18 protein-coding genes and 1 pseudogene are annotated in these 24,262 nt (G+C 45.8%); 11 read left to right on the plus strand and 8 right to left on the minus strand.

The window, feature by feature from the left end; all coding sequences use genetic code 11:
• Nucleotides 1-667: 667 nt before the first annotated feature.
• The 4 genes and pseudogenes from FTU67_RS07415 (at nt 668) to FTU67_RS07430 (ending at nt 5,876) form a co-directional block, all read left to right on the plus strand.
• Nucleotides 668-1,730: pseudogene (locus FTU67_RS07415) on the plus strand (RNA-guided endonuclease InsQ/TnpB family protein).
• Between the two features lie 217 nt (nt 1,731-1,947).
• Nucleotides 1,948-2,217: a 30S ribosomal protein S15 gene (gene rpsO, locus FTU67_RS07420; protein WP_004637724.1), complete on the plus strand. Its 270-nt coding sequence runs from the start codon at nt 1,948-1,950 to the stop codon at nt 2,215-2,217.
• Between the two features lie 247 nt (nt 2,218-2,464).
• Nucleotides 2,465-4,552, plus strand: coding sequence for a polyribonucleotide nucleotidyltransferase (pnp, locus tag FTU67_RS07425; protein WP_171065134.1), 2,088 nt, complete (start codon nt 2,465-2,467; stop codon nt 4,550-4,552).
• Nucleotides 4,553-4,649: 97 nt separating this feature from the next.
• Nucleotides 4,650-5,876 carry a magnesium transporter CorA family protein gene (locus tag FTU67_RS07430; protein WP_168369775.1) on the plus strand — a complete coding sequence of 409 codons (1,227 nt, stop codon included), beginning with the start codon at nt 4,650-4,652 and terminating at the stop codon, nt 5,874-5,876.
• Nucleotides 5,877-5,962: 86 nt separating this feature from the next.
• On the opposite strand, the gene FTU67_RS07435 is transcribed toward FTU67_RS07430, so the two are convergent.
• From FTU67_RS07435 to FTU67_RS07460, 6 genes are all read right to left on the minus strand, one after another.
• On the minus strand, nt 5,963-6,232 hold the full coding sequence (locus FTU67_RS07435; RefSeq protein WP_034598128.1) for a YdcH family protein: 270 nt from the start codon (nt 6,230-6,232) through the stop codon (nt 5,963-5,965).
• Nucleotides 6,233-6,308: 76 nt separating this feature from the next.
• A complete protein-coding gene (locus FTU67_RS07440) occupies nt 6,309-6,647 on the minus strand; it encodes a chaperone modulator CbpM (RefSeq protein ID WP_005181858.1) in 339 nt (112 codons plus the stop codon).
• Between the two features lie 403 nt (nt 6,648-7,050).
• A complete protein-coding gene (locus FTU67_RS07445) occupies nt 7,051-7,512 on the minus strand; it encodes a DUF2147 domain-containing protein (protein WP_005181860.1) in 462 nt (153 codons plus the stop codon).
• A 410-nt stretch (nt 7,513-7,922) separates the two neighbouring features.
• Nucleotides 7,923-8,798: an Hsp33 family molecular chaperone HslO gene (locus FTU67_RS07450; protein ID WP_005181862.1), complete on the minus strand. Its 876-nt coding sequence runs from the start codon at nt 8,796-8,798 to the stop codon at nt 7,923-7,925.
• A 50-nt stretch (nt 8,799-8,848) separates the two neighbouring features.
• Nucleotides 8,849-10,690: a monovalent cation:proton antiporter-2 (CPA2) family protein gene (locus FTU67_RS07455; protein ID WP_180006875.1), complete on the minus strand. Its 1,842-nt coding sequence runs from the start codon at nt 10,688-10,690 to the stop codon at nt 8,849-8,851.
• 50 nt (nt 10,691-10,740) lie between these two features.
• A complete protein-coding gene (locus tag FTU67_RS07460; RefSeq protein ID WP_005181868.1) occupies nt 10,741-12,963 on the minus strand; it encodes a primosomal protein N' in 2,223 nt (740 codons plus the stop codon).
• A gap of 151 nt (nt 12,964-13,114) precedes the next feature.
• Between FTU67_RS07460 and gspF the strand changes: the two genes are divergently transcribed.
• The 3 genes from gspF (at nt 13,115) to FTU67_RS07475 (ending at nt 15,429) form a co-directional block, all read left to right on the plus strand.
• On the plus strand, nt 13,115-14,320 hold the full coding sequence (gene gspF / locus FTU67_RS07465) for a type II secretion system inner membrane protein GspF (RefSeq protein ID WP_005181870.1): 1,206 nt from the start codon (nt 13,115-13,117) through the stop codon (nt 14,318-14,320).
• Nucleotides 14,321-14,376: 56 nt separating this feature from the next.
• Nucleotides 14,377-14,814, plus strand: a complete 438-nt coding sequence (gene gspG, locus FTU67_RS07470) for a type II secretion system major pseudopilin GspG (RefSeq protein WP_005181871.1) — start codon at nt 14,377-14,379, stop codon at nt 14,812-14,814.
• A 279-nt stretch (nt 14,815-15,093) separates the two neighbouring features.
• Nucleotides 15,094-15,429 (plus strand): hypothetical protein, encoded by a 336-nt coding sequence (locus FTU67_RS07475; RefSeq protein WP_045795389.1) that lies wholly within the window; start codon nt 15,094-15,096, stop codon nt 15,427-15,429.
• A 144-nt stretch (nt 15,430-15,573) separates the two neighbouring features.
• Here FTU67_RS07475 and lnt read toward each other — a convergent pair whose 3' ends face one another.
• Together lnt and FTU67_RS07485 are read right to left on the minus strand one after the other, a co-directional pair.
• Nucleotides 15,574-17,133, minus strand: a complete 1,560-nt coding sequence (gene lnt, locus FTU67_RS07480; protein WP_180061613.1) for an apolipoprotein N-acyltransferase — start codon at nt 17,131-17,133, stop codon at nt 15,574-15,576.
• Nucleotides 17,130-17,969 (minus strand): HlyC/CorC family transporter, encoded by an 840-nt coding sequence (locus FTU67_RS07485; protein WP_005181878.1) that lies wholly within the window; start codon nt 17,967-17,969, stop codon nt 17,130-17,132. The genes lnt and FTU67_RS07485 overlap by 4 nt, the downstream gene beginning before the upstream one ends.
• Nucleotides 17,970-18,167: 198 nt before the next feature.
• On the opposite strand from FTU67_RS07485, the gene tusA reads away from it, so the two are divergent.
• The 4 genes from tusA to FTU67_RS07505 all read left to right on the plus strand — a co-directional run bounded on the left by tusA (nt 18,168) and on the right by FTU67_RS07505 (nt 24,183).
• A complete protein-coding gene (tusA, locus tag FTU67_RS07490) occupies nt 18,168-18,425 on the plus strand; it encodes a sulfurtransferase TusA (RefSeq protein WP_005181880.1) in 258 nt (85 codons plus the stop codon).
• Between the two features lie 151 nt (nt 18,426-18,576).
• Nucleotides 18,577-21,663, plus strand: a complete 3,087-nt coding sequence (locus FTU67_RS07495) for a type VI secretion system Vgr family protein (protein ID WP_180061614.1) — start codon at nt 18,577-18,579, stop codon at nt 21,661-21,663.
• Complete coding sequence (locus FTU67_RS07500; protein ID WP_180006755.1) at nt 21,660-23,111, plus strand: hypothetical protein; 1,452 nt, start codon at nt 21,660-21,662, stop codon at nt 23,109-23,111. Before FTU67_RS07495 ends, FTU67_RS07500 begins: the two co-directional genes overlap by 4 nt.
• Before the next feature lie 4 nt (nt 23,112-23,115).
• Nucleotides 23,116-24,183: a PoNe immunity protein domain-containing protein gene (locus tag FTU67_RS07505; protein ID WP_180006756.1), complete on the plus strand. Its 1,068-nt coding sequence runs from the start codon at nt 23,116-23,118 to the stop codon at nt 24,181-24,183.
• Nucleotides 24,184-24,262: the final 79 nt, after the last annotated feature.

Consider the following 24,262-nt stretch of genomic DNA (forward strand, 5'->3'; position numbering starts at 1 on the left):
CCGGCCGTTGTAAGAAAATGCTTACAACGATTCGAGAAATTTGCGCATAGAGCTTTGCCTGAGTTTTTGAGAAGATGACTTCACACAAAAGCTCAACACGGAAAGTTGAGGAAAATCGCAAAACCAGAATAAGAAAGTCGAGAGACAGCGAGCTTACATTGAAGTAGGTGAAAAAAAGAGGAAACTTACAGCCGCTAAGCCTTGTAGTTTTGGGAGAGACTACAGGGCTTTTTTATTGGCAGTTCAAAATCAAAAAAATGAAGCGTCATTCATCGACGTAAGCGAAAACGTACAAGGAGAGAGGTAATTATCTGCTTCTTTCCCCAAGGGCTTGTGGCAAAATCTATCACATAAGGAAAGCCAATTAAAACAGGGAATGTTGATTAGAAGAAGGCCAAAGCCTCGCTATACATCACAATAAATAAAATTAGAACAACGAAAAAAGAAGAAACTACAGCGCAAAAAATAGCCCGGGAATTTATTCCCGGGCTATTTTTATTCCACTTGGGCTTATTTGCGTTTGATCGTCTTGGGCTTCTACTCGGTGTTTTATCAAATGGAGCGTAAACTTCTGTCTTTCAGTCAGAGATATAAGCGACACGACATGAAATGTCGTTTAATTGCTAAAAAACAATATATTAAGCCTAATATGAGCTAATATAAGCCCATGAAAACACTTAAATTACGTATAAAAGACAAACATTGTAAGGTGCTAGACCAATTGGCATCTGAAGTTAATTTTGTCTGGAACTATGTCAATGATTTGTGTTTCAAACACCTACAGCGCAAACAACAATTCTTTTCAGCATACGATATTGCTAAATACACGAAAGGCGCATCAAAGGAATGTAATCTTCATAGCCAAACCATTCAGGCTGTAACAGAAGAATTGGTCACTCGCAGAAAACAGTTCAAAAAATCAAAATTGAGATGGCGTGTCAGTAATAAGAAATCAGCAAGAAGATCACTAGGTTGGATACCCTTTAAAAAGGTCGCTATTAAATACGCCGATGGATACGTTCAGTATGGCAAGCATCAATTCAAGCTATGGGATAGTTACGGACTATCGAAATACAGCATTAAAACAGGCTCATTTGTAGAGGATAGTCGTGGACGTTGGTATGTCTGCTTAGTGGTTGATTCACCCAAACAAGACAAACCTACCGCCACAAAAGCCGTGGGTATTGATCTAGGCTTAAAAGATATTGCTACTTGTTCAGATGGTACGATCATTTCCAATCCCAAGTTCTACCATCAATATGAACAGAAATTAGGGATTGCTCAGAGAGCGAGAAATAAAAAGCGTGTCCGTGCATTACACGCCAAGATTGCAAACTGTCGTAAAGACCATTTGCACAAGGTTAGCACCCAGCTGGTGAAAGACAATGCACTGATTGTCGTTGGTGATCTAAGTGCGAACAAACTTGTAAAAACTAAAATGGCGAAATCTGTTTTAGATACAGGATTTTTAGCACTCAAAACCATGCTCAAGTATAAATGCGAGAACGCAGGGGTCATGTTTGAGGAAGTCAACGAGAGATTCACAACCCAAACCTGTTCGAGCTGCGGTGCAATCACCGCAAGTAGTCCGAAAGATAGATTTGCGAATAAGAGTATGGAAATGTGAATGCGGAAGTGTAAATCAACGCGATTTAAACTCCGCCAAGAACATACTTGCGCTTGGGCATAAGCGTCTAGCAGTAGGAATCACCCTCCTTTCAGGTGGGTGAGGATGTCAAGAATAGAATCAATCCTCCGGGTAGACGCTGCATCATTCATGTGACATCGCATCGGATAATTCATGGCTTTTTCGCGTTGTGTTTTGCAATTTAAGCGGTTTTGTCTTAAAATAATGCACTTGCTGTAGTGATGCACGGCAGTCAGACAGATGCTTGACATCGGTTTGATTTTTATCAAGGTATTTTATAAGCATCTCGGAGAAATCGAATGGCTTTAACAAACGCAGATCGCGCAGAGATCATCGCTAAATTTGCTCGTGCTGAAAACGACACTGGTTCACCAGAAGTTCAAGTAGCTCTTTTAACTGCTCAAATCAATGACTTACAAGGTCACTTCAAAGAGCACAAACACGACCACCATAGCCGTCGCGGTCTGATCCGTATGGTTAACCAACGTCGTAAATTATTAGACTACTTAAACGGTAAAGATCACGGTCGTTATGTTGCGTTGATCGGTGCTTTAGGTTTACGTCGTTAATTCGATTTAGACTTTTATTTTCGGGTTATTGCATGCGTTGCGCTGTATGTCTGAAAACTAAAGTGTACCCGGCGTTGACCGGGTAATTAAGAAGGGGCGATTGTTTCGCTCCTTCTTTGTGTTTAAAAAACCTATATTTCTAGTGAGGTCGGCTTCTAAGCTTTGTCATTTACTTGAACCTGAGTCGTGAATGCCAAACCTTAGGGGTCTCCACTAGAATAAAATCAGGAAACAAAAATACATGTCAATGTTTAATATTATTCGTAAAGAATTCCAATATGGTCAGTACAACGTGGTACTGGAAACCGGTCGTGTTGCACGTCAGGCCAACTCGGTTTTAATCACCATGGGTGGTGTATCGGTACTGGTGGCGGTAGTTGCACAGCCAACAGCAAAAGCCGGTCAGGACTTTTTCCCACTAACCGTAAACTATCAAGAAAAGCAATACGCTGCTGGCCGTATTCCGGGTGGTTATGGCAAACGTGAAGGCCGTGCGTCTGAGGCAGAAACTTTAATTTCACGTCTTATTGATCGTCCAATTCGTCCATTGTTCCCGGAAGGTTATTACAACGAAATCCAGGTAACAGCAACAGTTGTCTCTTCTGACAAAACCATGGAAGCGGATATTGCTGCCATGTTAGGTACTTCAGCAGCACTGGCAATTGCGGGTACACCGTTCCGTGGCCCAATTGGTGCAGCACGTGTGGGTTTAATCAACGGTGAATACATCCTGAACCCGAACCACGAACAGCTGGCACAGTCTGACCTTGACCTCGTGGTTGCAGGTACAGAAGCTGCAGTACTGATGGTTGAATCTGAAGCGAAAGAACTGTCTGAAGACCAGATGCTGGGCGCAGTGTTATTCGGTCATGACGAAATGCAAATTGCGATTCAGGCGATTAATGAATTTGCAGCAGCAGCTGGCGCAACTGAGTCAACCTGGACTGCACCAGAGAAAAATGAAGACCTTCGCGCGAAATTAAAAGAAGCGTTTGAAGCGAAAATCTCTGAAGCCTATACCATTGCAATCAAACAAGACCGTTATGCTGCTTTGGATGCATTGCAAGCAGAGGCGGTTGCGCAGTTCGTACCTGAAGAAGATGTAGATGGCATCGCAGATGACCTGAATGAACTGTTTGAAGATCTGAAATACCGCACTGTACGTGACAACATCCTGTCTGGTAAGCCGCGTATTGATGGTCGTGACACCAAAACTGTACGTGCGTTAGATGTACAGGTGGGCGTTCTTGATCGTGCTCACGGTTCTGCGCTGTTCACCCGTGGTGAAACACAGGCGTTGGTAACAACGACTCTTGGTAACACCCGTGATGCATTAATGGTTGATACCCTGGCTGGAACCAAAACTGACAACTTCATGTTGCACTACAACTTCCCGGCTTACTCGGTTGGTGAAACGGGTCGTGAGTCTGGTCCTAAACGTCGTGAAATCGGTCACGGTCGTCTGGCACGTCGTGGTGTACAAGCGGTTCTTCCAGCTGCTGACCGCTTCCCGTACGTAATCCGTATTGTATCGGACATTACTGAATCGAACGGTTCATCTTCTATGGCGTCTGTATGTGGTGCATCTCTGTCACTGATGGATGCCGGTGTTCCACTAAAAGCACCAGTTGCGGGTATTGCGATGGGTCTGGTCAAAGAAGGCGAGCGTTTCGCAGTGCTTTCTGACATCCTGGGTGACGAAGACCACCTGGGCGACATGGACTTTAAAGTTGCCGGTTCTGCCAACGGTATTACTGCGCTGCAAATGGACATCAAAATCGAAGGGATCACTGAAGAGATCATGGAAGTGGCATTGAACCAGGCTTATACCGGTCGTATGCACATCCTGAACGAAATGAACAAAGTGATTTCACGTGCACGTCCAGAAATTTCAATGCATGCGCCTACCTTCCAGGTCATTACCATCAACCCGGACAAAATCCGTGACGTGATTGGTAAAGGCGGTGCAACCATTCGTCAAATCACTGAAGAAACCAAAGCGGCAATTGATATTGAAGACAACGGTACCGTTCGCGTATTTGGTGAAACCAAAGCAGCTGCACAAGCGGCTATTGCCAAAATTCAGGCTTTAACTGCTGAAGTTGAACCAGGCAAAATCTACGCCGGTAAAGTAATTCGTATTGTTGAATTCGGTGCCTTCGTAAACATCATGCCGGGTACAGATGGTCTGCTGCACATTTCTCAAATTTCAAATGAGCGTGTAGCCAACGTGACTGACGTACTGAAAGAAGGCCAGGAAGTGAAAGTCCAGGTTGCAGATGTCGACAACCGTGGCCGTATCAAGTTAACCATGAAAGACATTGATCAGGCTTAATTTCAGGCCCTGATGAATTGAAAAAGCCCGCTTTATGAAGCGGGCTTTTTTATGGCATGATCGCAAAATAAAATGACAGGAATGTGGATGCACGCGGATGCAACAGTATTATTTTTCCCTCCATGACACCACACAACAGTTATTTCTGCATCGGGGGCCGGCCGCCGAGGCAGAATTTATCTGGCTGGACTATACCCGGGAAGATGTACGCCAGCATCCGGAACAGTGGCAGCAACAGGTACTGCAGCACACCCAGCTGTGGCTGAATGAATATCATCTGCGAGATATTTTAAATCTGGAACATCCCTGTAATTTCGACAGTCTGGAAGATTATGACCTGCTGATTTTCCGCAAACTGATTACTCCGGATGACCAGATTCATAACTTTAATGACGAAGCGCATGAGCATGTGTTTGGCTTAAGCACCACACCGGTCAGTTTTATTCTGACCCCGCAGGTGCTTATTACGGTGAGTGAGCAGGGCAATAAAGCCATTGAAAATTATATTGCCCGTTTAGATACCATTTTAAGCCGGCCGGCTGAAGAGCAGAATAAACCAAAAAAACTGGCGACCTCGCCTCTAGATTTGGCCTTACGTTTACTGAACAGTATGGTCGATGACTATTTAAACCTGCGTCATCCTTTAACCCGCCGGGTCGAGTTTTGGCAGCGTGAGCTGTTGCAGGGCCATCGCCGTTTTAACCAGTGGCATCAGTTGCTACAGGAAAATATGGCATTTCAGCATGTGGAAAATCTGTGTGAAGAACAGATTGATACCTTGCAGGAACTGCGCGATGAAATTGTCGAAAACTATCTGCATTTAAAAGGTAAGAAACGCAGTGAAAAACAGGAAATCATGCTGGTGCGGGTAGATGACTTAAGCAGCCATGTGGCCCGCATCCAGAAACATACCTTGCGTTTAAGAAGTGCCATTCAGGCGGCGATTGACCTGCATTTTTCTGCTATTGCCAACCAGACCAATGAAAATATGCGGATTCTGGCGATTATTACCGCGGTGTTTGCACCCTTAACCCTGTTAACCGGAATTTATGGCATGAATTTCGTGATGATTCCGGGGCTGGATTCACCCTATGCCTTCTGGGTGATGCTTGGCACCATGCTTATTACCACTTTGTTGCTGCTGTATTATTTTTATCGGCGACATATGGTGGGACGCGGTGAAAAAAGCGTACTGGACATGCTTTCGCAGCGGCCGGATCGGACCCGGATGGACCTGTTCTGGTTTCTGGATTATGTGCCTGGCAAGCCATTACTGCCGGAAGGTCAGAACGCTCTTCGAGATTCTCAGCTTAAACCAAAATAATGCAGCCTTCATTTGCCTGCCCGAAAGAAAGCATCTGCTTTCTTTCGGGCAGCGTGCAGATTTCATCGCACTGCAATAAAAACCGGTTAAGGTGAAGATGAAGGATTTTGCTGGGCCTGCTGCAAAAGCTGATAAATCTGATCTTTCAGTTTTAATTTTTTGCGTTTCAGCGCCTCGATATCATCATTAATCTGATGAACCGGATCAAGCTCGAGCTGGCTGATTTTCCGGTCCAGATGTTCATGATCTTCAAACAGGCGCGCAAAATGTGGGTTGTCTTCGCGCAGTTGTTGCATTAATTCCCGAAACTCCGGGAACATGAGTTTGACCTTTTTGTTGCATTCTTTTGTTTTCATTGCGACCGTCTATTTTCCCAAAAATAAAGAGAGGGAAATACGCAGATTTCCCTGTAGAGAGTAAATGGCGTGGTGCCTAGCTTTGTCTTAAATGCAGATGTTTGACTTCTTTGCGCAAATTTTGCAGCTCATCAATCAGGTCGAGCATCATGGCGACGGCAGAAAAGCTGGCATTAAAATCACGTTGCAGGCGATAGGCCTGGCGGGCACGAGAGACATCTTCCCCAAAAAACTGGTGAATCCGTTCTTCCGGACGTGAAGGGAGAATGTCATATTCTAAAAGCTGTAATACCCATTCCGGGCTTTGACCACAAGCTTCAGCAAAATGCTCTAAATCAAAAGATACGCGCTCATCTATAATTTCAGCTTGTGGGCGACCAGACTGGGAGTTTTCGCGATATTGGATCGTGGTCATGGCTTACTCCTTTTAGCTTGAACTTGTTAAAACAAGGAAGAGCAGATGCATGGGTTGTTCTAACGTAATTTCGGGTCTATGCGCTGCGCTCTTGTTGTTTTATCTGAAGGATTAATTTTATTTAAAACCATATTTCAGCATTTGGCTGTTTTGTTTGGTATTCCTTTGTGCTTGAAACGTAGCCTTGCTTGCTTTTTCGCCATTTTGCTGGCACCAAGGACGCTCAGCAGGCCTACTTTTGGCTAATCTCCAGTTTAAATAAACTGTTTAAATTTTATTCATTATTCAGGCTTTCGAGAGGGACGGACAGAGGGTAGAGCAACTATATTGTTTCAAATTATGTCCATATCATTAAGATAAAATGAAGGCTTCCGTAGAAGCCTCTTGTAAACCTGTTGAAGAATCAGTATTTAATCCAGGTCACGCTACGACCAATCACGGAAACACCGACATAGCCGCGTAAGGTCAGGCGTTTACCGTTGGCACTTAGGCGTGCCTTGCCTTTATAGACTTTGCCGCCAATCGGGTCGAGTACACTGCCTTGCACAAACTGTAACGGGTTTTTTGGATCCTGCTTAAAGCCCCAGATAAATGGCAAGCCGATAAACGGTTTGTTTTTAAGTTGACCCGGACATTGGTGGCAAATATTCATTTTTTCTGCGCCCGGAATGTTGCGGGTTTCAACAATAATACCTTCATAGGTGCCATCTGGCTTTTTACGGATTTCGACATCGGCACGGGAATAACTGGTACGGTCATCAATTGTTTTCCATTTCCCCACCAATGGATCATTCTCTGCGAAAGATACGCCTGAAACTGTTGCCAAAAGCAATCCAGCAACAATCCCTGTAAACCCCTTTTTCATGATTATTATCCCCAACGCCATGCGCGTTATTAAAATTAGAGTAAAGTGCCTAATTTTATAGAAGAAAATACTGTTAAATCAATGAAATAATAAGTGAAAGAGATCACAATAAGATGAGAAACCACTAAATAGTTGCAACTATTGCACACGCTTGAATTCATCAGTCAGGTTATACAAAGAATGTGTGCTTGCGCTAGATGAATAAAGCGGTACGGTTTGTGTAACCCAGTCGCTTAAAAAAGATGAGTAACAGCTTGAGCGAGATTGATGCTGAGTTCAGTAAAAAGCGTGCGCTATTTGAAGCTATATCTACAGCGCAAAAAGCTTGAATAAACGTATGAAACTGAACATAAAAAAAGAGACCAAACCGTTCTCCGGTTTGATCTCTTGGTAATCTTGAATCTTGCGGCCTAGCTTAGGTGTTCACCAAACAGGCCAAGTGCTTCTTCTGCAGTAAACTGATAACGTGCATTACAGAACTGGCAATCCATCACAATCGGGTTTTGATGTTCCAAGGTTTCGCGTACTGCATTGGCCCCAATCTGGGTCAGTGCCGTAGCACAGCGTTCTTTGGAACAGGTACAGCCAAATTTAAGATGTTCAACTTCTGGCAGCCGTACTTCTTCTTCGTTGTACAGACGGTACAATACTTCCTGAACTTCCAGATCGGTCAGTTCGCTGGTTTTCAGGGTTTCGGTCAGCATGGTCAGACGTGGCCATAAATCTTCATCTACACGTTGCTGTTCTTCTTCGCTATTTCGCGGTAACAGCTGAATCAGCAAGCCGCCAGAACGCTGGTCGTTGCTGGCCAGTACAATACGGGTGGGAATTTGTGCAGATAAATCATAGTATTGCATCAGGCAGCCGGCCAGATTTGGCTTGTCTAAAGGCACAATACCCTGATAACGCTCACCAAATTCCGGTTCAATATTAATAAACAGCACCGGATTGACCAGGGTTTTGAGTACCGTGCTGCTGTCTTCAGCCTGCTGGAAATGTGGATCTGGTTCATAATCTGCCAAAGCACGAATTTCACCCAGATGATTACATTCGGCCATTGCCCATTTAAAGGTGCCGCTGGCCTGAATTTGCAGGCTAATCCGACCTTTAATTTTTAAGGTACTGGCCAGCAAAGCGGTGGCACTGAGCATTTCTCCCAAAAGGACCTGGATGGCAGGCGCATAGTCACGTTGGGCCAAAATGGTTTGCAGGGCTTCTTCAAGATGAACAATCTCACCGCGGACAGGGCTATCTTCAATAAAAAAGCGTTGGCGTAAATCAGACATAAAATTCTCCATAACCCTGCATTAATGGTGATGATATTGTAAATCACAAGTCAGTTTGATTCATTACGTGTTACATCAATATGATGGTTTTGTAGTGAACGCTTTAAATCTACACCGGTCGGGCTTTCCCGGACCTGAGCATCATTCTCGAACAGGTGCTCCAGCTCGGCCAGTGCATTGCGATGAGTTTCATAGATTTTTTGCTCATCGGTATAAATATTCTGCTGCTGGGCCAGTAATTTTTCATCATAACTGCGAAACAATTCGATACTCTTGTAAGCATCTTCTTCAGCAATACCCTGGTCGCGTAGCGCGCAATAGGCCATGCCTAAAGAAGATAAATAGGTTTCACGCCAGATGTGTTCAACGCCTAAATCCCGCAATAAATGCACATGATGGCGGTCACGGGCACGCACCAGCAGTTTGAGCTGCGGATAATTCAGGCGGATATGCCGGGCCACATTCATCGAGTCTTCAATATCATCAATGGCCAGAATAAAGGTCTTGGCATGTTCAATCCCCGCAGCACGTAAAATATCGGGCTGGGTGGCATCGCCATAATAGACTTTACCGCCATAATTGCGCACAAAATCAACTTTATCCAGGTTGCTGTCAATGGCGGTATAGGGTAGGTGCTGCAAATAGGCCACCCGTGCAATAATCTGCCCAACCCGGCCAAAACCGGCAATAATCAGCGCTGGATGCGCATCGGGAATCTGGTCATATTCCGGCGTCTTGTCCTGATTCAGACGCGGAATCACCTGGCTGGTCATGAACCAGTACAGCACCGGGGTTAGCACCATCGACAGGGTCACCATCAGGGTAATCGGCTCTAAAATGGCCTGTGCCACCACTTTTTCTGTTAAGGCAACCTGTAACACCACAAAGGCAAATTCACCGCCTTGCGCCAGACAGGTGGCCAGTAGCAAACTGTTTTGCCAGGAATATTTAAAATACCGGGCAATTGCGGTCAGGGAAATAAATTTCACCAACAGCAGTATTAAGGCGCCGCCGAGAATGAACAGTGGACTGTCGATCAGCAGGGACATCTGAGTGGTCATCCCCACGGTCATGAAAAACAGGCCGAGCAATAGTCCTTTAAACGGTGCAATACTGGCTTCCAGTTCATGTCGGAATTCGGAATCGGCCAGTAGCACCCCGGTCAGGAAGGCGCCAAGCGTGGTGCTAATCCCCAAGACATCCATCAGGCAGACCACGGCCAGCACAATAAACAGGCCGACCGCGGTAATCAGCTCATGCGCGCCGGTTTTGGCAACAAAACGGAAAAACGGGCGCATGAGATAACGGCTAAATAAAAACAGCCCGCTAAAGGTGGCTAAAATCGCGGCGAAATAGGCCAGCCCATGATGAGTCGATTCAGTACCGGCCAGCAAGGGAATAATTGCAATTAATGGAATGGCGGCGATATCCTGAAATAGCAGAATTGAAAAAGACTGCTGGCCATAACTGCTGTTCAGTTGCTGTTTTTCATTCAAGAGTTGCAGCACAAAGGCGGTTGAGGACAGGGCCAGGGCAAAACCAATAATCAGGCTGGCGGCAATCTGCTGCTGCAAACTGAAAAACACCAGAATCGCCAGTAACAGGCCAGTGACGGCCACCTGCGCGCTGCCCATGACAAAAATCGACTGACGCATTTGCCAGAGCCGCTGGGGTCTGAGTTCCAGACCAATAATGAACATCAGTAAAATGACGCCAAATTCAGCCAGTTCCTGAATGGCTTCCGGGTCGCTGGCGATATTGAACACACTCGGGCCCAATAAAATACCGGTAAACAGATAGCCGAGTACGGTGGCAATCCCAAAACGCTTGAGCAGCGGAACCAGTAATAAAGAGGCACCCAGAAACAGGGTGATTTGCAGCAGTAACGACATCGACAATCCTAGGAGTTATGGTGCCCTCAGGCTGCAGCCAAAGTCAGTGGTTAACTGAATTCCTGAGGGTCTATATCTAAGCTAAGTTTCATATTTGATGGCTTGTGATGCAACATATTTTGCCACCATGCACGTAGATAAAAATGTAAACGGGCGCGATCTTGCGACAACAGCACCAGATGCGCCTGATAGCGGCCGGCCTTGCGTTCCATTGGCGCCGGAATCGGTCCCCAGATATCAATTAACTGTTCAGAATTTTCTCGCAGCCACTGGGCATGTTGCTGTAAAAACTGCTGGTTCTGCTCCTGACTTTTGGATTCGCAGCGAATCAGGGCGGTATAGCGAAACGGGGGCAGCAGGGCGGCCTGACGTTCTTTTAAGGTTTGCCGGGCAAAGGCACGATAATCCTGCTCGACCAGGGTGCTCAGCAGCGGATGATCAGGACGCAGGGTCTGTAAATAGACATCGCCTTTATGTTCACCGCGGCCGGCACGACCGGCCACCTGCACAATCAGCTGCGCAGTCCGCTCTGGCGCCCGGATATCAACACTTAACAGGCCGGCATCAATATCCAAAATCGCCACTAGAGTCACATAAGGAAAATGGTGGCCTTTGGCCAGCATTTGGGTGCCGAGCAGAATCAGCGGCTGGCTGGTTTGAATGCGGTCATAAATTTTTTGCCAGCTGCCGACGCGGCTGGTGGAATCGCGGTCCACCCGCACCACATCGTAATCTGGGAACAGCTGTTGCAGGTTTTCTTCAACCTTGGCTGTGCCCATGCCCAGGGTTTTCAGTTCATTATGCTGGCACTGCGGGCATTGCTCCGGCTTGCGTTGAATGGTGCCACAATGATGACAATGCAGATGGGTATATGGACTATGATGCAGGGTAAAGTTGGCATCACAGTGTGGGCATTGTGCCTGCCAGCCGCAGCTGTCACAGACCAGCACCGGTGCATAACCACGGCGGTTTAAGAAAATCAGCACCTGTTCTTTTTTCTGCAGGCGTTTTTTGATTTCCTGAATCAGCAGCAGGCTTAGACCTTGCTGCTTTTGCGCAACTTTTAAATCAATGATGTGAATTTTCGGCATCAGTGCCGGGCCGGCACGCTGGTTCAGTTCCAGACGGATCATTTTACCCTGTTCCGTTAAGGCATAGCTGTCAATGCTGGGCGTGGCCGAACCGAGAATCACCGGGCAGTGTTCTAAATGAGCACGGTATAAGGCCACATCGCGGGCATGGTAACGAAAGCCTTCCTGCTGTTTAAATGACAGGTCGTGTTCTTCATCCAGAATAATCAGCCCCAGATTGGGCAGCGGGGTATAAATTGCCGAGCGTGTACCAAGAATAATCGAAGCCTTGCCAGTCTGGGCGGCCTGCCAGGCCTGCAGACGTTTGCTGTCATTTAAACCGGAATGCAGCAGCGCAATATGACAGTGAAAACGAGACTGGAAGCGGCTAATGGTTTGAGGGGTCAGGCCAATTTCTGGCACCAGCACCAATACCTGTTTTCCCTGTTTTAGCACTTCCTGCATGATCTGCAGATAGACTTCGGTTTTACCACTACCGGTCAGACCATCGAGTAAAAAGGCCTGATAACGATGCTGCGCTTTCAGTACGGTTTCAATGGCCCGTTTCTGGTCACTGTTCGGGGTTAACGGCATTTGCGCCAGCGTCATTGGCACCGGGCTAAAATCCTGCTGCTCCAGATCGCAATAGCAAATCTGCTTTTTTTCCAGCGCTTTTAAGGTTGCAGTTTCAATACCGGCCAGATTCAGGATATTTTCTGAAGTCCCGCTCGGATGCAGCTTCAGGACTTTATAGGCCTCCTGCTGCTTCTCGGAGCGCTTCAGTTTGGCTTCGGCCTGATCATCCAGTAGTTTCCACATTCGTGCCAGTAAATTATACGGGCGTCCCTGACGTAACAGGCTGGGCAGGGCGCTATGCATCACTTCGCCAATCGGAAACTGATAATACTGCGCCGACCATGTCAACAAAGTTAAAACTTTCTGATCTAGAATCGGCTGCTGGTCGAGCAGCTCGCTAATGGCTTTCAGTTTAATCTTGGGGTCAAGCGGATGATCGGGCGGGAGTTTTTCAATAATGATGCCCACCAGATTCTGCCGGCCAAAGGACACCAGCACCCGCGCGCCAACGGCAGCCTGCTGATATTCAGCCGCACTGAGCATATAGTCAAACCCGTCATACAGATAGACCGGAACAGCTACACGAACACGGTAGATGGGGGCGGGATGAACGGGCGAATTTGGCATAACAGCGGGTCTGCTTCCTGATGAAAATGTCGTCGTGCTCGATCTGGAGTTATGATAGAGTGAGCAAATAATTTATATCTCAGAATATGAATGATTTTGGTGGTGAGACGCAACTGCGTTGAATAATTTTTTGGAAAATTAGAGCATTACAATGCCTGCATATCAGTTTACAGCCCTTGATGCATCAGGAAAGCAGCAAAAAGGGGTTTTAGAAGGGGATTCTGCACGGCAGATTCGTCAGCAATTGCGTGACAAGGCCCTTATCCCGATTAGCGTTGATCCGGTAGAACAAAAACAGAAGCATCAGGCCCAGCGCTGGTTCCAGAAAAAAATGACCGCTTATGATCTGGCCTTAATGACCCGGCAGCTGTCGGTACTGGTGGCCGCAGCCATTCCGCTGGAAGAAGCCTTGCGCGCCGTGGCCAAGCAAAGTGAAAAAGTCCATGTGCAGAATTTATTGCTGTCGGTACGCTCCAAGGTTTTAGAAGGATATTCACTGGCCAATGCCTTACAGCAGTCGGGGCATTTTCCGGATTTATATATTGCCACCATTGCCGCCGGGGAACGTTCTGGACATCTGGATTTAATTTTGGACCAGCTGTCGGACTACACCGAAAACCGCTTTGCCATGCAGAAAAAAGTGCAGGGCGCGATGATTTATCCAATTATTTTAATGCTGATGTCCTTCGCGATTGTGATGGGGCTGATGACCTATGTGGTGCCGGATATTGTCAAAACCTTTGATCAGGACAAAGGCGCCTTGCCGTGGATTACCGTGGCGTTAATGCAAGCCAGTGATTTTATCCGTCTGGCCTGGCCCTTTTTGCTGGTCGGGACGATTCTGGGCATCTTCCTGTTGGTTCGCTTTTTAAAAACCTCGGCCGGCCATTATGCATTTGATCGTTTAACCCTCAAACTGCCACTATTTGGTAAACTGTCACGTGGTATAAATGCAGCACGTTTTGCCAGCACCCTGTCGATTCTGACCCAGTCCGGTGTGCCATTGGTTGATGCCTTAAAAATTGGCGCTGCGGTCAGCAGTAACTGGGTGATCCGCGATTCGGTCAATCTGGCGGCCGAGAAAGTCACCGAAGGGGGGAACTTGGGCACCCAGCTGGAGCGCAGTGGTTATTTCCCGCCGATGATGGTACAAATGATTAAAAGTGGTGAAGCATCGGGTGAACTCGACCGGATGCTGGAGCGCGCATCGACCATGCAGGATCGGGAGGTGACCACGCTCATTTCGACCTTACTGGCACTACTGGAGCCCTTAATGCTGGTGCTGATGGCCAGTATTGTGCTGGTGATTGTGATTGCGGTGATGCTGCCTATTGTCAATATGAATAATATGATTTAAATCAAATCGAGACCCATTGAAGATAACAAATGATGAAAGATTCAAGAGAGAACCTGATGCAACGGAAATCCTATTCGAATAAACAGGCCGGTTTTACCCTCATTGAAGTAATGGTGGTGATTGTCATTTTAGGCGTGCTGGCGGCGCTGATTGTCCCGAACGTGATGGGCCGTGGTGAAAAAGCCAAAGTCGATACCACCGCAATTACCTTAAAAGGTGTGGCTGGTGCGCTGGATCAATACAAGCTGGACAATGGCCGTTATCCGTCCATGCAGGATGGTGGTTTAGATGCGCTGGTCAATCAGCCCGCGTCAGCTAAAAACTGGTTGCCAGGTGGTTATGTCAAAGGCGGTTATCCAAAAGACAGCTGGGACAATGACATTCAATATGTGATTCCAGGCTCTGAAGGTCGCGCTTTTGACCTGTATTCTTTTGGTGCAGATGGTCAGCAGGGCGGTGAAGGCACCGATGCCGATATTTATTATCAGCCTTAAGCCGGCTTGATTATAAATGTCGTGATGGAATATATCACTTCACCTGATTGGACTATTCAATTAAAGGTGAAGTGATAATAGCTCTTAATTATAAAAAATATTCTAATATCTTGATAAATATAGATTTAAGATAATCTTCCAGATTTGAGATTCATAATAAGAATTATTTCCAACAGTACTGATTACAATAATCCTAGGAATGTGGAGCAATATCATCTATTTATTTCATTAAAACCGTTCATAATAAGTCAAAAGGCACATATTTGTCTGGAGGATGGTATGAAAGCATTAATCTTGTCGGATGAAATTAACCAGTTTCACTGGACGATGCTGAAGTCTGTTCTGCTGATTTTAAGCCTGCTTCCCTTGAGTCAGGGCTTTTTGCATCTCTGGCAAAGCACCGAAGGCAGCAGCCAGATTATGGTCGGTTTCTTCGCGCTGAGCCTGATGAGCTCATGCTTGCTCTTAAGTTTCTGGTCGGCACTACAAGCCACTGTTTTAAAACTAGAACCAGAACAGGCCTCTTGCTTTGAGCAGGCAGTGGTAAAAGTCTATCGTTATTTGCCGATGCTCTCTCTGGCGGCGATGCTGTCCTATCTGGTGACCCAGCTTTAAATATAGACAAAATAAAAAAACCGAGGCATGCACCTCGGTTTTTTTATTACGCCTCCCTTTTACAAAGGGTGAGAAGCACTGCTTCGCAAGGGAGGGATGTATAAAATTAATCCCCCTTTGATAAAGGGGGACTTCATAGGCGAATTATCTTCTCGACTTAAAGCTGACATCCACTTTACGTGGACGATAGATCCAGCCCAAAACCAGCAACAGGAAGGAGAAGATCAGCACCGGCCAATCACTAAGGCGAGTGTACAAGGTCTGGCCCTGCATTGCCGGTAATTCACCGCGTAGCACTGCTTCCTGATCAATCGGGGCCTGCTGCACAATATGGCCTTGATGGTCAATAAAAGCGGTCACGCCGGTATTGGTGGCCCGAATAAACCAGCGGCCATTTTCTTTGGCACGCATCTGCACCATCTGTAAATGCTGCCACGGGCCGGCTGTACCGGTAAACCAGGCATCATTGGATACAGTCACCAGAAAATCACTCTGGCTGGCATTACGACGGGTCAGATTCGGATAGGCCACTTCATAACAGATGGCTGCACCCAACGGCGAGTTGTGAATCATCAAGGGTTTTTGTTCTTTGGCACCGCGCGAAAAACCACTCATGGATGGATCATTCTGCAAGGCCGGCAAGACCCAGCTTAACAGGCCGGATAAAGGAATATATTCACCAAATGGCACCAGGCGCTGTTTCTTGTATAAGCCTTCTGAATCTGTACCGGTGGCCATAATACTGTTGTAGTACATCGGCTGGCCATTTTGCTGAGATTCAGGCAGGTCCCAATACGGAATGCCGGTGACCCAGGCACTTCCGGATTTTTCTGCCTCGGTTTTCATGGCGGCTAAAAACGGTTCGATATCGGTCTGGAACATTGGAATGGAAGATTCCGGCCAGACAATCAGATCACGGCCCCATTCGGTGCGGGTCAGTTCGCTGTAGATTAACAGGGTTTTCAGTTGATATTCGGTCAGCCATTTCAGGTCTTGCGGAATATTGCCCTGAATCAAGGATACGGACAGCGGCGGTTCATCTTTCTCGCTGACAAAGTTGAGCTGGGAAGCACCCCAGGCTCCGGCCAGGAGCAGCAATGACGGCACTAGCCAGAAGATGCGTTTATTCAGGATTTCCACCAGCGCACAGGCCAGAATAATGGCCACAAACGACACCCCGAACACCCCGAATAAAGGCGCATAGCTGTCCAGAAAACGCTCGGTAAAGGCATAGCCGACAAATAGCCACGGGAAACCGGTAAATACCCAGGTTTTGGCCCATTCAAAGAACACCCACAGCGGCGCAAAAGTTAGGGGGGTTTCCGGGAAGAAGCGGCGATACAGCCAGGTTTGAATGGCGGTAAATAGCCCCATGGCCAAGGCCATAATCGCAATCATCAGCACGCTTAAAATGGCCGGGGTATCTCCATAGACATGAATGGAGGTATATAGCCAGAATGCACCGACAAACCACAGGCCAATACCGTAGGCCCAGCCAATAAAAAAGGCCTGTTTGGCAGAGCGCTGACGTAAAACCGCATAAAGCAAAGCTGGAGACAGCAGGGCAATCCACCAGTAATAATACGGTGCCAGGGCAAAACTGAAAATGGCACCTGTGATTAAGGCAATCAGCAGGGGATAAACTAGCGGGAGCTGTTTGTGTTGTTGGGATGAATCTAACAGCTTGGTGAAATAAGTCCTCATTGACGTACAGCTCGAATCAGATGAATAGTGCGTGCATCTGCTTCAAGAATCTTAAACTGCCAATCCCCAATTTCAATAATTTGACCTTGCAGATCACTCACCAATCCAATTTCCTGAAGCAGTAAACCGCCGACAGTTTCTACTTCATCGTCAGAAAAATCAGCATCTAAAACATTGTTAAAGTGTTCAATTGGTGTAAGTGCCTGTACCAGCCAGGTGTTGGCAGTCTGTGGATCATGATCGGGCACAATGTATTGTGCTTCGGCATCGGCCTGATCATGCTCATCTTCAATTTCACCAACAATTTCTTCCAGAATATCTTCTAGGGTTACCAGTCCTGAAGTGCTGCCATATTCATCAATTACAATGGCAATATGGGTCTGGGTATTTTTCAGCATACGCAGGACCTGATCGGAACGCGCACTTTCTGGCACAAACAGTGGCTGACGCATCAGTGCCCGGATATCAACCTTCGGCGTTGGTTCGGTCAGAAAGGGTAACAAGTCTTTGGCCAGCAGAATGCCCACTACATTGTCAGGCTGGTCTGAAGAGAAGACCGGAAAGCGTGAATGGGCCGACTCGACCAGTACATGCAGAATATCCAGCAGCTCATCATCTTCCTGCAAGCTGATCATGGAAGTGCGCGGGGTCATAACCTCACGGATTTTGGTGGCCGGCAAATCCAGCACACCTTCCAGCATTGCCACAGTATCGGGTTCTAAAAAACGACGTGAATCTTGTACTAATTTTAGCAATTCATCGCGGGTTTCCGGTGCAGTACCTAACCATTTACGTAAGCCACGCATACCCCACGATGGGCCTGATTCCTCGTGCATGATCCTTCCTAAAGACTCGTTGTATCTAAAAAACTTGATTTAATCATACCGCAGAAAATACAGTTGTCTATTGTTTATCGACTTTCGCTGAAACAATGAATTTGATGATTTATCAGGCGGATAAAGCCAGCTTGCGGCATCAGTGGTTTTGCTGGCTTTGTGTTAGAATAGAAAAATTGTATCTCGCCGAGTTTTATTATGTCTGATTCATCCATTACCCCTGCCATTCAGCTAAATACGCGCGGTCTGCGTTGCCCTGAACCAGTGATGATGTTGCATCAAGCTATTCGTAAATCTAAATCGGGCGATGTGGTGGAGATTTTTGCCACCGACAATTCTACTTCGTGGGATATTCCAAAATTCTGTATGCATTTGGGCCATGAGCTGCTGTTACAGGAAGAAGTGCTGGATGCTGCCGGTAATAAAGAATTTCATTATCTGGTCAAAAAAGGCTAGGTCATCCTCCGACAATGCCGCGGTTTTAAAGGCTATGCTTTTTATCGGATAGTTACATATTGATAAACAAGCGGCCGGGTTGAAGCGATGTTTTATGTGGTTATTTTGTATAAAATAGCCACACTTTTTTTTAGCTATTTATTACAGAACAATGATGCCAAGCAATATATTTGCAGCACTAGAAAAATTAGGCCTCAGCCCACAAAAACGTGCCCTCCATATTCAATTTTCTCAGCCTGCCTTAAATACCGATGTTTTCTTGCAGCGCATCGACGGTGAACACCAGCTCAATCAGGGCTTATGTGCTGAACTGATCTGTCTCTCCACCAACGCGCAGATTCCGTTAAAACAGTTTATCGGCGCGCAGGTTGCCGTCGATCAGGTCACTGACCAGGGCCAGCTATTTCGCAGCAGCGGTATTATCACCGCAGCCGCGCAAGGCCAGAGTGATGGCTCTCTCACCCTCTATAAACTTACGCTAGAAGATCCAACCGCACTCTGGCATAAACGCCGTAACAGCCGTGTGTTTATGAATAAAAGCGTGCGTGAGGTCAGCGAGATCTTATTTAAAGAATGGCAGAACAAAAGCCCGCTCTTTGCTGCCAGCCTGACTCTGGACTTAACCGGACTGACCCAGGAACTGGATGTGCGTCCTTTTATCATGCAGTCCAATGAAACCGACTATGACTTTTTGACCCGGCTCTGGCGTAGTGAAGGGATTAACTGGCTGATTGATGAAGCCCAGTTACAGGTCGTACATTCCAGCAGCCCGATACAGGCCCAGAAACTGCGCCTGATTGATGACAACAGCCAGTACAGTGCCTTAAACCGCCGCAGCATTCGTTTTCATCGCTCCAGTGCCACCGAACAACTGGACAGCATCACCCAGTTGATTGCCCAGCGCAGCCTGCAACCGACTGCCGTACATCTACAACGCTGGCAGTCGGATAGCCTGAGTCAGGAAGAAGGTGCCGGTTCCGTACAAAGCAAACACCAGCATAGCCATAATCAGGACAATGCCAGCTTAAGTCTGGAACAAGCCTGGCAGATCAGCCCGGCCTGGATGCAGGATTTAAATGGCGAAGACCAGGCCACCGCATCCTCTAATAACCAGCTGGATAAACTGAACCAGAACCTCAGTCACTACAACGACCTGCAATCCAAATACTTCAGCGCCCATTCCACCGTCCGTGATGCCCAGGTTGGCTACTGGTTTGAACTGAATGAACATCCGGAAATTGACCAGCACAGCGCAGCCGACAAAGAATTTCTAATTACCGGCAAACAGTTCTATAACCAGAACAACTTACCTAAAGACCTCAATCAGCAGATTAACCAACTACTCAGCCAGAGCCACTGGCATAGCCATTTTAGTTTTCAACACGAACAACACCCGGATGAACGTCAAGGCAATACCTTAACCCTGCAACGTCGCAACATCCGCACCGTCCCGGAATACCATCCACTACAGCACCGACCAGCAGCCCATCCGCAGCGTGCTCGGGTGGTCGGTCCTGCTGGCGAAAGCATCCATGTCGATGAATGGGGACGGATTAAAGTCCGCTTCCTGTTTACCCGCAGTGATGACCATCAGCATGATGGTGGGGCCGGCAGTAATGACAATGACACCGATTCCGCCTGGGTCGATGTACTGACGCCTTGGGCCGGAGAAGGCTACGGGGCACGTTTCCTGCCACGGATTAATGAAATTGTGGTGATCGACTTCTTTGACGGTAACATCGACCGGCCTTTCGTGGTTGGTCGTTTACATGAAGCAGAACGCTCGCCAACCCAATTCGACCAACAAGGCCAACTACCCGACACCAAAAAACTCAGCGGGATCCGCTCACAGGAAATTGAAGGCAGTGGTTTTAACCAGCTGCGCTTTGATGATACTTCGAAGCAGATCTCTGCCCAGCTGCAAAGCAGCCATGGTGCGACCCAACTGAACCTGGGGAACTTGAGCCATCCCAAAGCCAGCGCTGAAAGTGATGGCCGTGGTGAAGGTTTTGAACTGAGAACCGATCAGTGGGGTGCAGTACGTGCTGGAGAAGGCTTGCTGATTTCCACCCATCCACAGGCACAGGCCGAAGGCAATCATCTCGATGCCAGTGAAGCCAAGAGCCAGCTAGAAAGCAGCTTAAACAACAGTACTGCCCTAAGTGAAGTGGCCAAGAATCAGCAGACCGATCCTTTAGAGGTTTTAGAAAATCTCCAGTCTTTTATTGAAACACTGGCCAATGACGACCCTGCCAAAGCAGATGCCTTTAAGTCTGCGATCATGGTATTGGCTGCACCAAACTCTATTGCCTTAAGTAGTCAGCAAGATGTGCATCTCTCTGCGGATGGTCAGATCAGCCACAGTGCTGGAGAGAGTATTAACCTCAGCACACAGCAATCTTTGATTGCGCATGCCAGCCAGAAACTGAGCCTGTTTGCAGCCCAACAGGGTGCACGCTTATATGCCGGTAAAGGCAAGGTTGAGATTCAGGCCCAAGGGGGTGGCGCAGATCTTATTGCCAGAAAGGGGGTGCAGATTATTTCGACTGAGGCAAATGTCGATATCACTAGTGCGAAAGAAATCGTACTGACCGCAGGCGGTTCACAACTAAAAATAAATGCTTCAGGGGTATTTCCTACGACTGGCGGTAAGTTTGAGGTTAAGGCAGGGCAGCATCAGTTTGTGAATGGAAAGAATGTATCAGCAAAATTTCCAGCTTTACCTACCTTTAAATTATTACCTAATAAAGTGGAATTAAAATACATTTATGATGACTTAAAACCTGTTGCACAAGCTCCATTTAAATTGATTTTTGCTGATGGTTCTGCCCAAGAAGGAGTACTAGATGCCGAAGGTTATGCCAAAGTCACTATTCCTAGTGATAAAACTCAACCTAAAGTCTACTATGGCTTTAGTAGTGTTGAGGCGAAACCAGATAGAGAAAAAGTTGATAATCCTTTCAAAGATCAAAAAGTGATGAGTGTTACTGAAGCAGAGCAGTTAATTGAAAAATATAATCAACAGGAACTTGATGCATTATTAGATGAATATTTCCCTGATGAAATTGAAGAGATGCTCACGTCAAATAATATCGAATACGACGATCATGTAAGCGATTATGAAGAACAATTAATACCACAACAAAATGATGTAGACGATGCAATAGCAGATGATTTAGAAGAAATTTTACTTACAGATGATTCTACTTCTAGATTAGACCTAGGAGATAAACAATGAATACTGCCGTAGCCAAGGGTTCAACGCAAGCTGTGAGAATAACAGCTAAAGGGGAAGAATCGGCGGCTCAATGGATTAAAGGTGTACTTGATGGTAGTGGCTCCAGTCCTGCTCAAATTATTGTTGCAGTTGTGATAGGTTGTATACCCTTTGTTGGTCAAGGCGTTGATGTCGGGAATGTGATTGTCTCAGTCGTTAAAATATCAGAAAAGCCAGATAATAAAGAGAATTGGTTTGATTTGGTATTTAATCTTGTTGCATTTGTTCCAATTGCTGGTGATGGATTAAAAATTGTTTTTAAACAATTGCGTTCAGGTAAAGCTATGGGAGCTATTTTGGATGCAATACCAAGCAAAACATTACGTGGTGATGTAGATAAATGGTTTAGAACCTTAAATTGGAATACATACACAAGAGAGCTGCAAACAACTAGTAATAAAATTATTGATGGTTTAATTGGCGTTTTTGATAGTTGGATGACCCGAGCTGTTCTCGGCAATGCTAAGTTAAAAACATTAGTAACTCAGCTTCAGCAAATGAAGAAAGTTGCCAATCAAAAAATTGATATGGTTATGAAAGAAATGCAAGCAGCCCATAAAAAGGCACTAGCAACTCCTTATCCTAACACTACAGCTAGAGCTCCAATTACGACTCGAACACCAACAACAACCAGTAGACCAAATCAAAATCCAGCCCCACGCACTCAGCAAAATGGCAATGTACCAAGAAATACTGGAGGAAATAATGTAAGCCCAGGTCGTCAAAATACTTCAACGCGACGTCAACAATTACAGCGAAAAAGAAGGTCGAATCAAGAACTTGGTTCTGGTGGTGAACATATAACAGATTACTACTATGTAAAACGCATGAAAAGTCGCTCTAAAATTAACAATAATGGTGTGCTGTACGAATATCACGATACGGGTCATAACGGTATCGATCACGTTTGGCATAGTGCTCGACTAGCACATAAGTATCGTGTAACAGACAGTAAAGCGACCAATGCTCTGAGTCATCGAACACTCATGACGCCTAAAGCAGCCATGATGGCATTGAAAATGGGTCTCGATGTTTATATGGCATCAGACCAAGATGATAAAGTGAAACGCTCCGTTGGAACAACGGTGAGTGATGGCGTACAAATGTCACATTTATGGATTGCTAATAAGATAAAAAGCTCAAAAATTATTGAGTTACATGAAGAAAAATTGATTTTACAAATAGAAGCATGGCGACGTGTTAACTTTAAACCAAGTACAGAAAGAAAAATTGGAAAAACCGTTGCAATACGTTGTCCTTATGATAGAAGCCTAGTTACGATTACAGGCGATAAATTTGACCATCATGAAAAATGTAAAGGTTTAAATAAACCCAAGTGCACACGGACAGTGACTGCGCATGGGATTAAATTAGAATTTGTTTTACCCAATGAGATGTTGGAGAGATAAAAGAATGTCGATACAAGTAAGTGATAAAGATATAGATTGGCACAGTTGGTTAAATTTAGAAGTAAAAGATTCAAAAAAATATAGAGATAACTTTCTTGAATCAAAAATGTATCATAAACGATTTGACATTTTAGTGAATGGTATATATTCCGTTACAGACGGTTTCAATAAGTATAAAAATGATTCTAAATTTGGCGGATATATCGCAGCTGGTCATCAACGCTTACAAGATGCTTTAAACTTAATATCTTTACAATATTCCGCGGGTGGAGATTTAAATTTTTTAACGGAACTTTACCCATATATTCTTCATTGGACAGAAGAGTATGCTGAAACGAGTCATCTTTATAATTTAAGCCCAGATGCAGGTGGACGTTATGTCTGGCATATTTCTTTAGGAACTGAAGATTATTGGTATATTGCATTACGATTGATATGCTTTGGTTTACTGACAGGGTATGCAGATCAAATGAGTCGAATTATGACGATTATCGACTACACAGAAGCAACACCTGAAGGACAAGAAAAAGATGGCTTAATCGAGCGATTGGTTGCTCCATTTGTAACAGATCGAGGCATACCACCGAATGATGCACGTCGTCATTTGCCTTATCGTAAGCTCATTAAAGTTTTTGATGCTGCACCTGAAAAACGTCCAGCGATGATGTTGCAGTACTTAGAAGATTGGTATGAAGCCAGTCGTCGTGAACCTTATCATGATCAACATCCACAACCTGATATTAGATCAGGTATCAGTTATTTTGGTTATTGGTCATGGGAAGCGGCAGCTGTTACATGGTTGTTAGATATTGATGACACCACTTATCGAGATCACCAATTTTATCCAAAAGATTTAGTTGATTTTGCTAGATCGCAAGCTGAATCGGTTTCAGCAGAAACCACTATAGAAAAAATTAAAATCAAAGGTGGAGAGCAATCCACGAAAACAGGTTTTTGGACGACTCCTGCCCAGCCAAATCAGCGTCAGCACTTTAGTAAAGGTGAGATTTTACCAACGCTTTCTGAACAAGATTGGGGTGAAGTATATTGGTATTATGATGGTGAAGAATAGAATTAAAAATGCCCTTCGGGGCATTATTTTTATATGGATAATATTATTGCCCATTCTTAATATCATAAGTCCAAAGAAA

The organism is Acinetobacter sp. YH12132, from assembly GCF_013418645.1.
In the GTDB taxonomy this organism is placed as follows: domain Bacteria; phylum Pseudomonadota; class Gammaproteobacteria; order Pseudomonadales; family Moraxellaceae; genus Acinetobacter; species Acinetobacter indicus.

What these genes read in the sequence shown, in the direction of transcription:
- rpsO (WP_004637724.1), top strand. Translation starts at nt 1,948, where the DNA reads ATGGCTTTAACAAACGCAGATCGCGCAGAGATCATCGCTAAATTTGCT.
- pnp (WP_171065134.1), top strand. Translation starts at nt 2,465, where the DNA reads ATGTTTAATATTATTCGTAAAGAATTCCAATATGGTCAGTACAACGTG.
- FTU67_RS07430 (WP_168369775.1), top strand. Translation starts at nt 4,650, where the DNA reads ATGCAACAGTATTATTTTTCCCTCCATGACACCACACAACAGTTATTT.
- FTU67_RS07435 (WP_034598128.1), bottom strand. Translation starts at nt 6,232, where the DNA reads ATGAAAACAAAAGAATGCAACAAAAAGGTCAAACTCATGTTCCCGGAG.
- FTU67_RS07440 (WP_005181858.1), bottom strand. Translation starts at nt 6,647, where the DNA reads ATGACCACGATCCAATATCGCGAAAACTCCCAGTCTGGTCGCCCACAA.
- FTU67_RS07445 (WP_005181860.1), bottom strand. Translation starts at nt 7,512, where the DNA reads ATGAAAAAGGGGTTTACAGGGATTGTTGCTGGATTGCTTTTGGCAACA.
- FTU67_RS07450 (WP_005181862.1), bottom strand. Translation starts at nt 8,798, where the DNA reads ATGTCTGATTTACGCCAACGCTTTTTTATTGAAGATAGCCCTGTCCGC.
- FTU67_RS07455 (WP_180006875.1), bottom strand. Translation starts at nt 10,690, where the DNA reads ATGTCGTTACTGCTGCAAATCACCCTGTTTCTGGGTGCCTCTTTATTA.
- FTU67_RS07460 (WP_005181868.1), bottom strand. Translation starts at nt 12,963, where the DNA reads ATGCCAAATTCGCCCGTTCATCCCGCCCCCATCTACCGTGTTCGTGTA.
- gspF (WP_005181870.1), top strand. Translation starts at nt 13,115, where the DNA reads ATGCCTGCATATCAGTTTACAGCCCTTGATGCATCAGGAAAGCAGCAA.
- gspG (WP_005181871.1), top strand. Translation starts at nt 14,377, where the DNA reads ATGCAACGGAAATCCTATTCGAATAAACAGGCCGGTTTTACCCTCATT.
- FTU67_RS07475 (WP_045795389.1), top strand. Translation starts at nt 15,094, where the DNA reads ATGAAAGCATTAATCTTGTCGGATGAAATTAACCAGTTTCACTGGACG.
- lnt (WP_180061613.1), bottom strand. Translation starts at nt 17,133, where the DNA reads ATGAGGACTTATTTCACCAAGCTGTTAGATTCATCCCAACAACACAAA.
- FTU67_RS07485 (WP_005181878.1), bottom strand. Translation starts at nt 17,969, where the DNA reads ATGCACGAGGAATCAGGCCCATCGTGGGGTATGCGTGGCTTACGTAAA.
- tusA (WP_005181880.1), top strand. Translation starts at nt 18,168, where the DNA reads ATGTCTGATTCATCCATTACCCCTGCCATTCAGCTAAATACGCGCGGT.
- FTU67_RS07495 (WP_180061614.1), top strand. Translation starts at nt 18,577, where the DNA reads ATGATGCCAAGCAATATATTTGCAGCACTAGAAAAATTAGGCCTCAGC.
- FTU67_RS07500 (WP_180006755.1), top strand. Translation starts at nt 21,660, where the DNA reads ATGAATACTGCCGTAGCCAAGGGTTCAACGCAAGCTGTGAGAATAACA.
- FTU67_RS07505 (WP_180006756.1), top strand. Translation starts at nt 23,116, where the DNA reads ATGTCGATACAAGTAAGTGATAAAGATATAGATTGGCACAGTTGGTTA.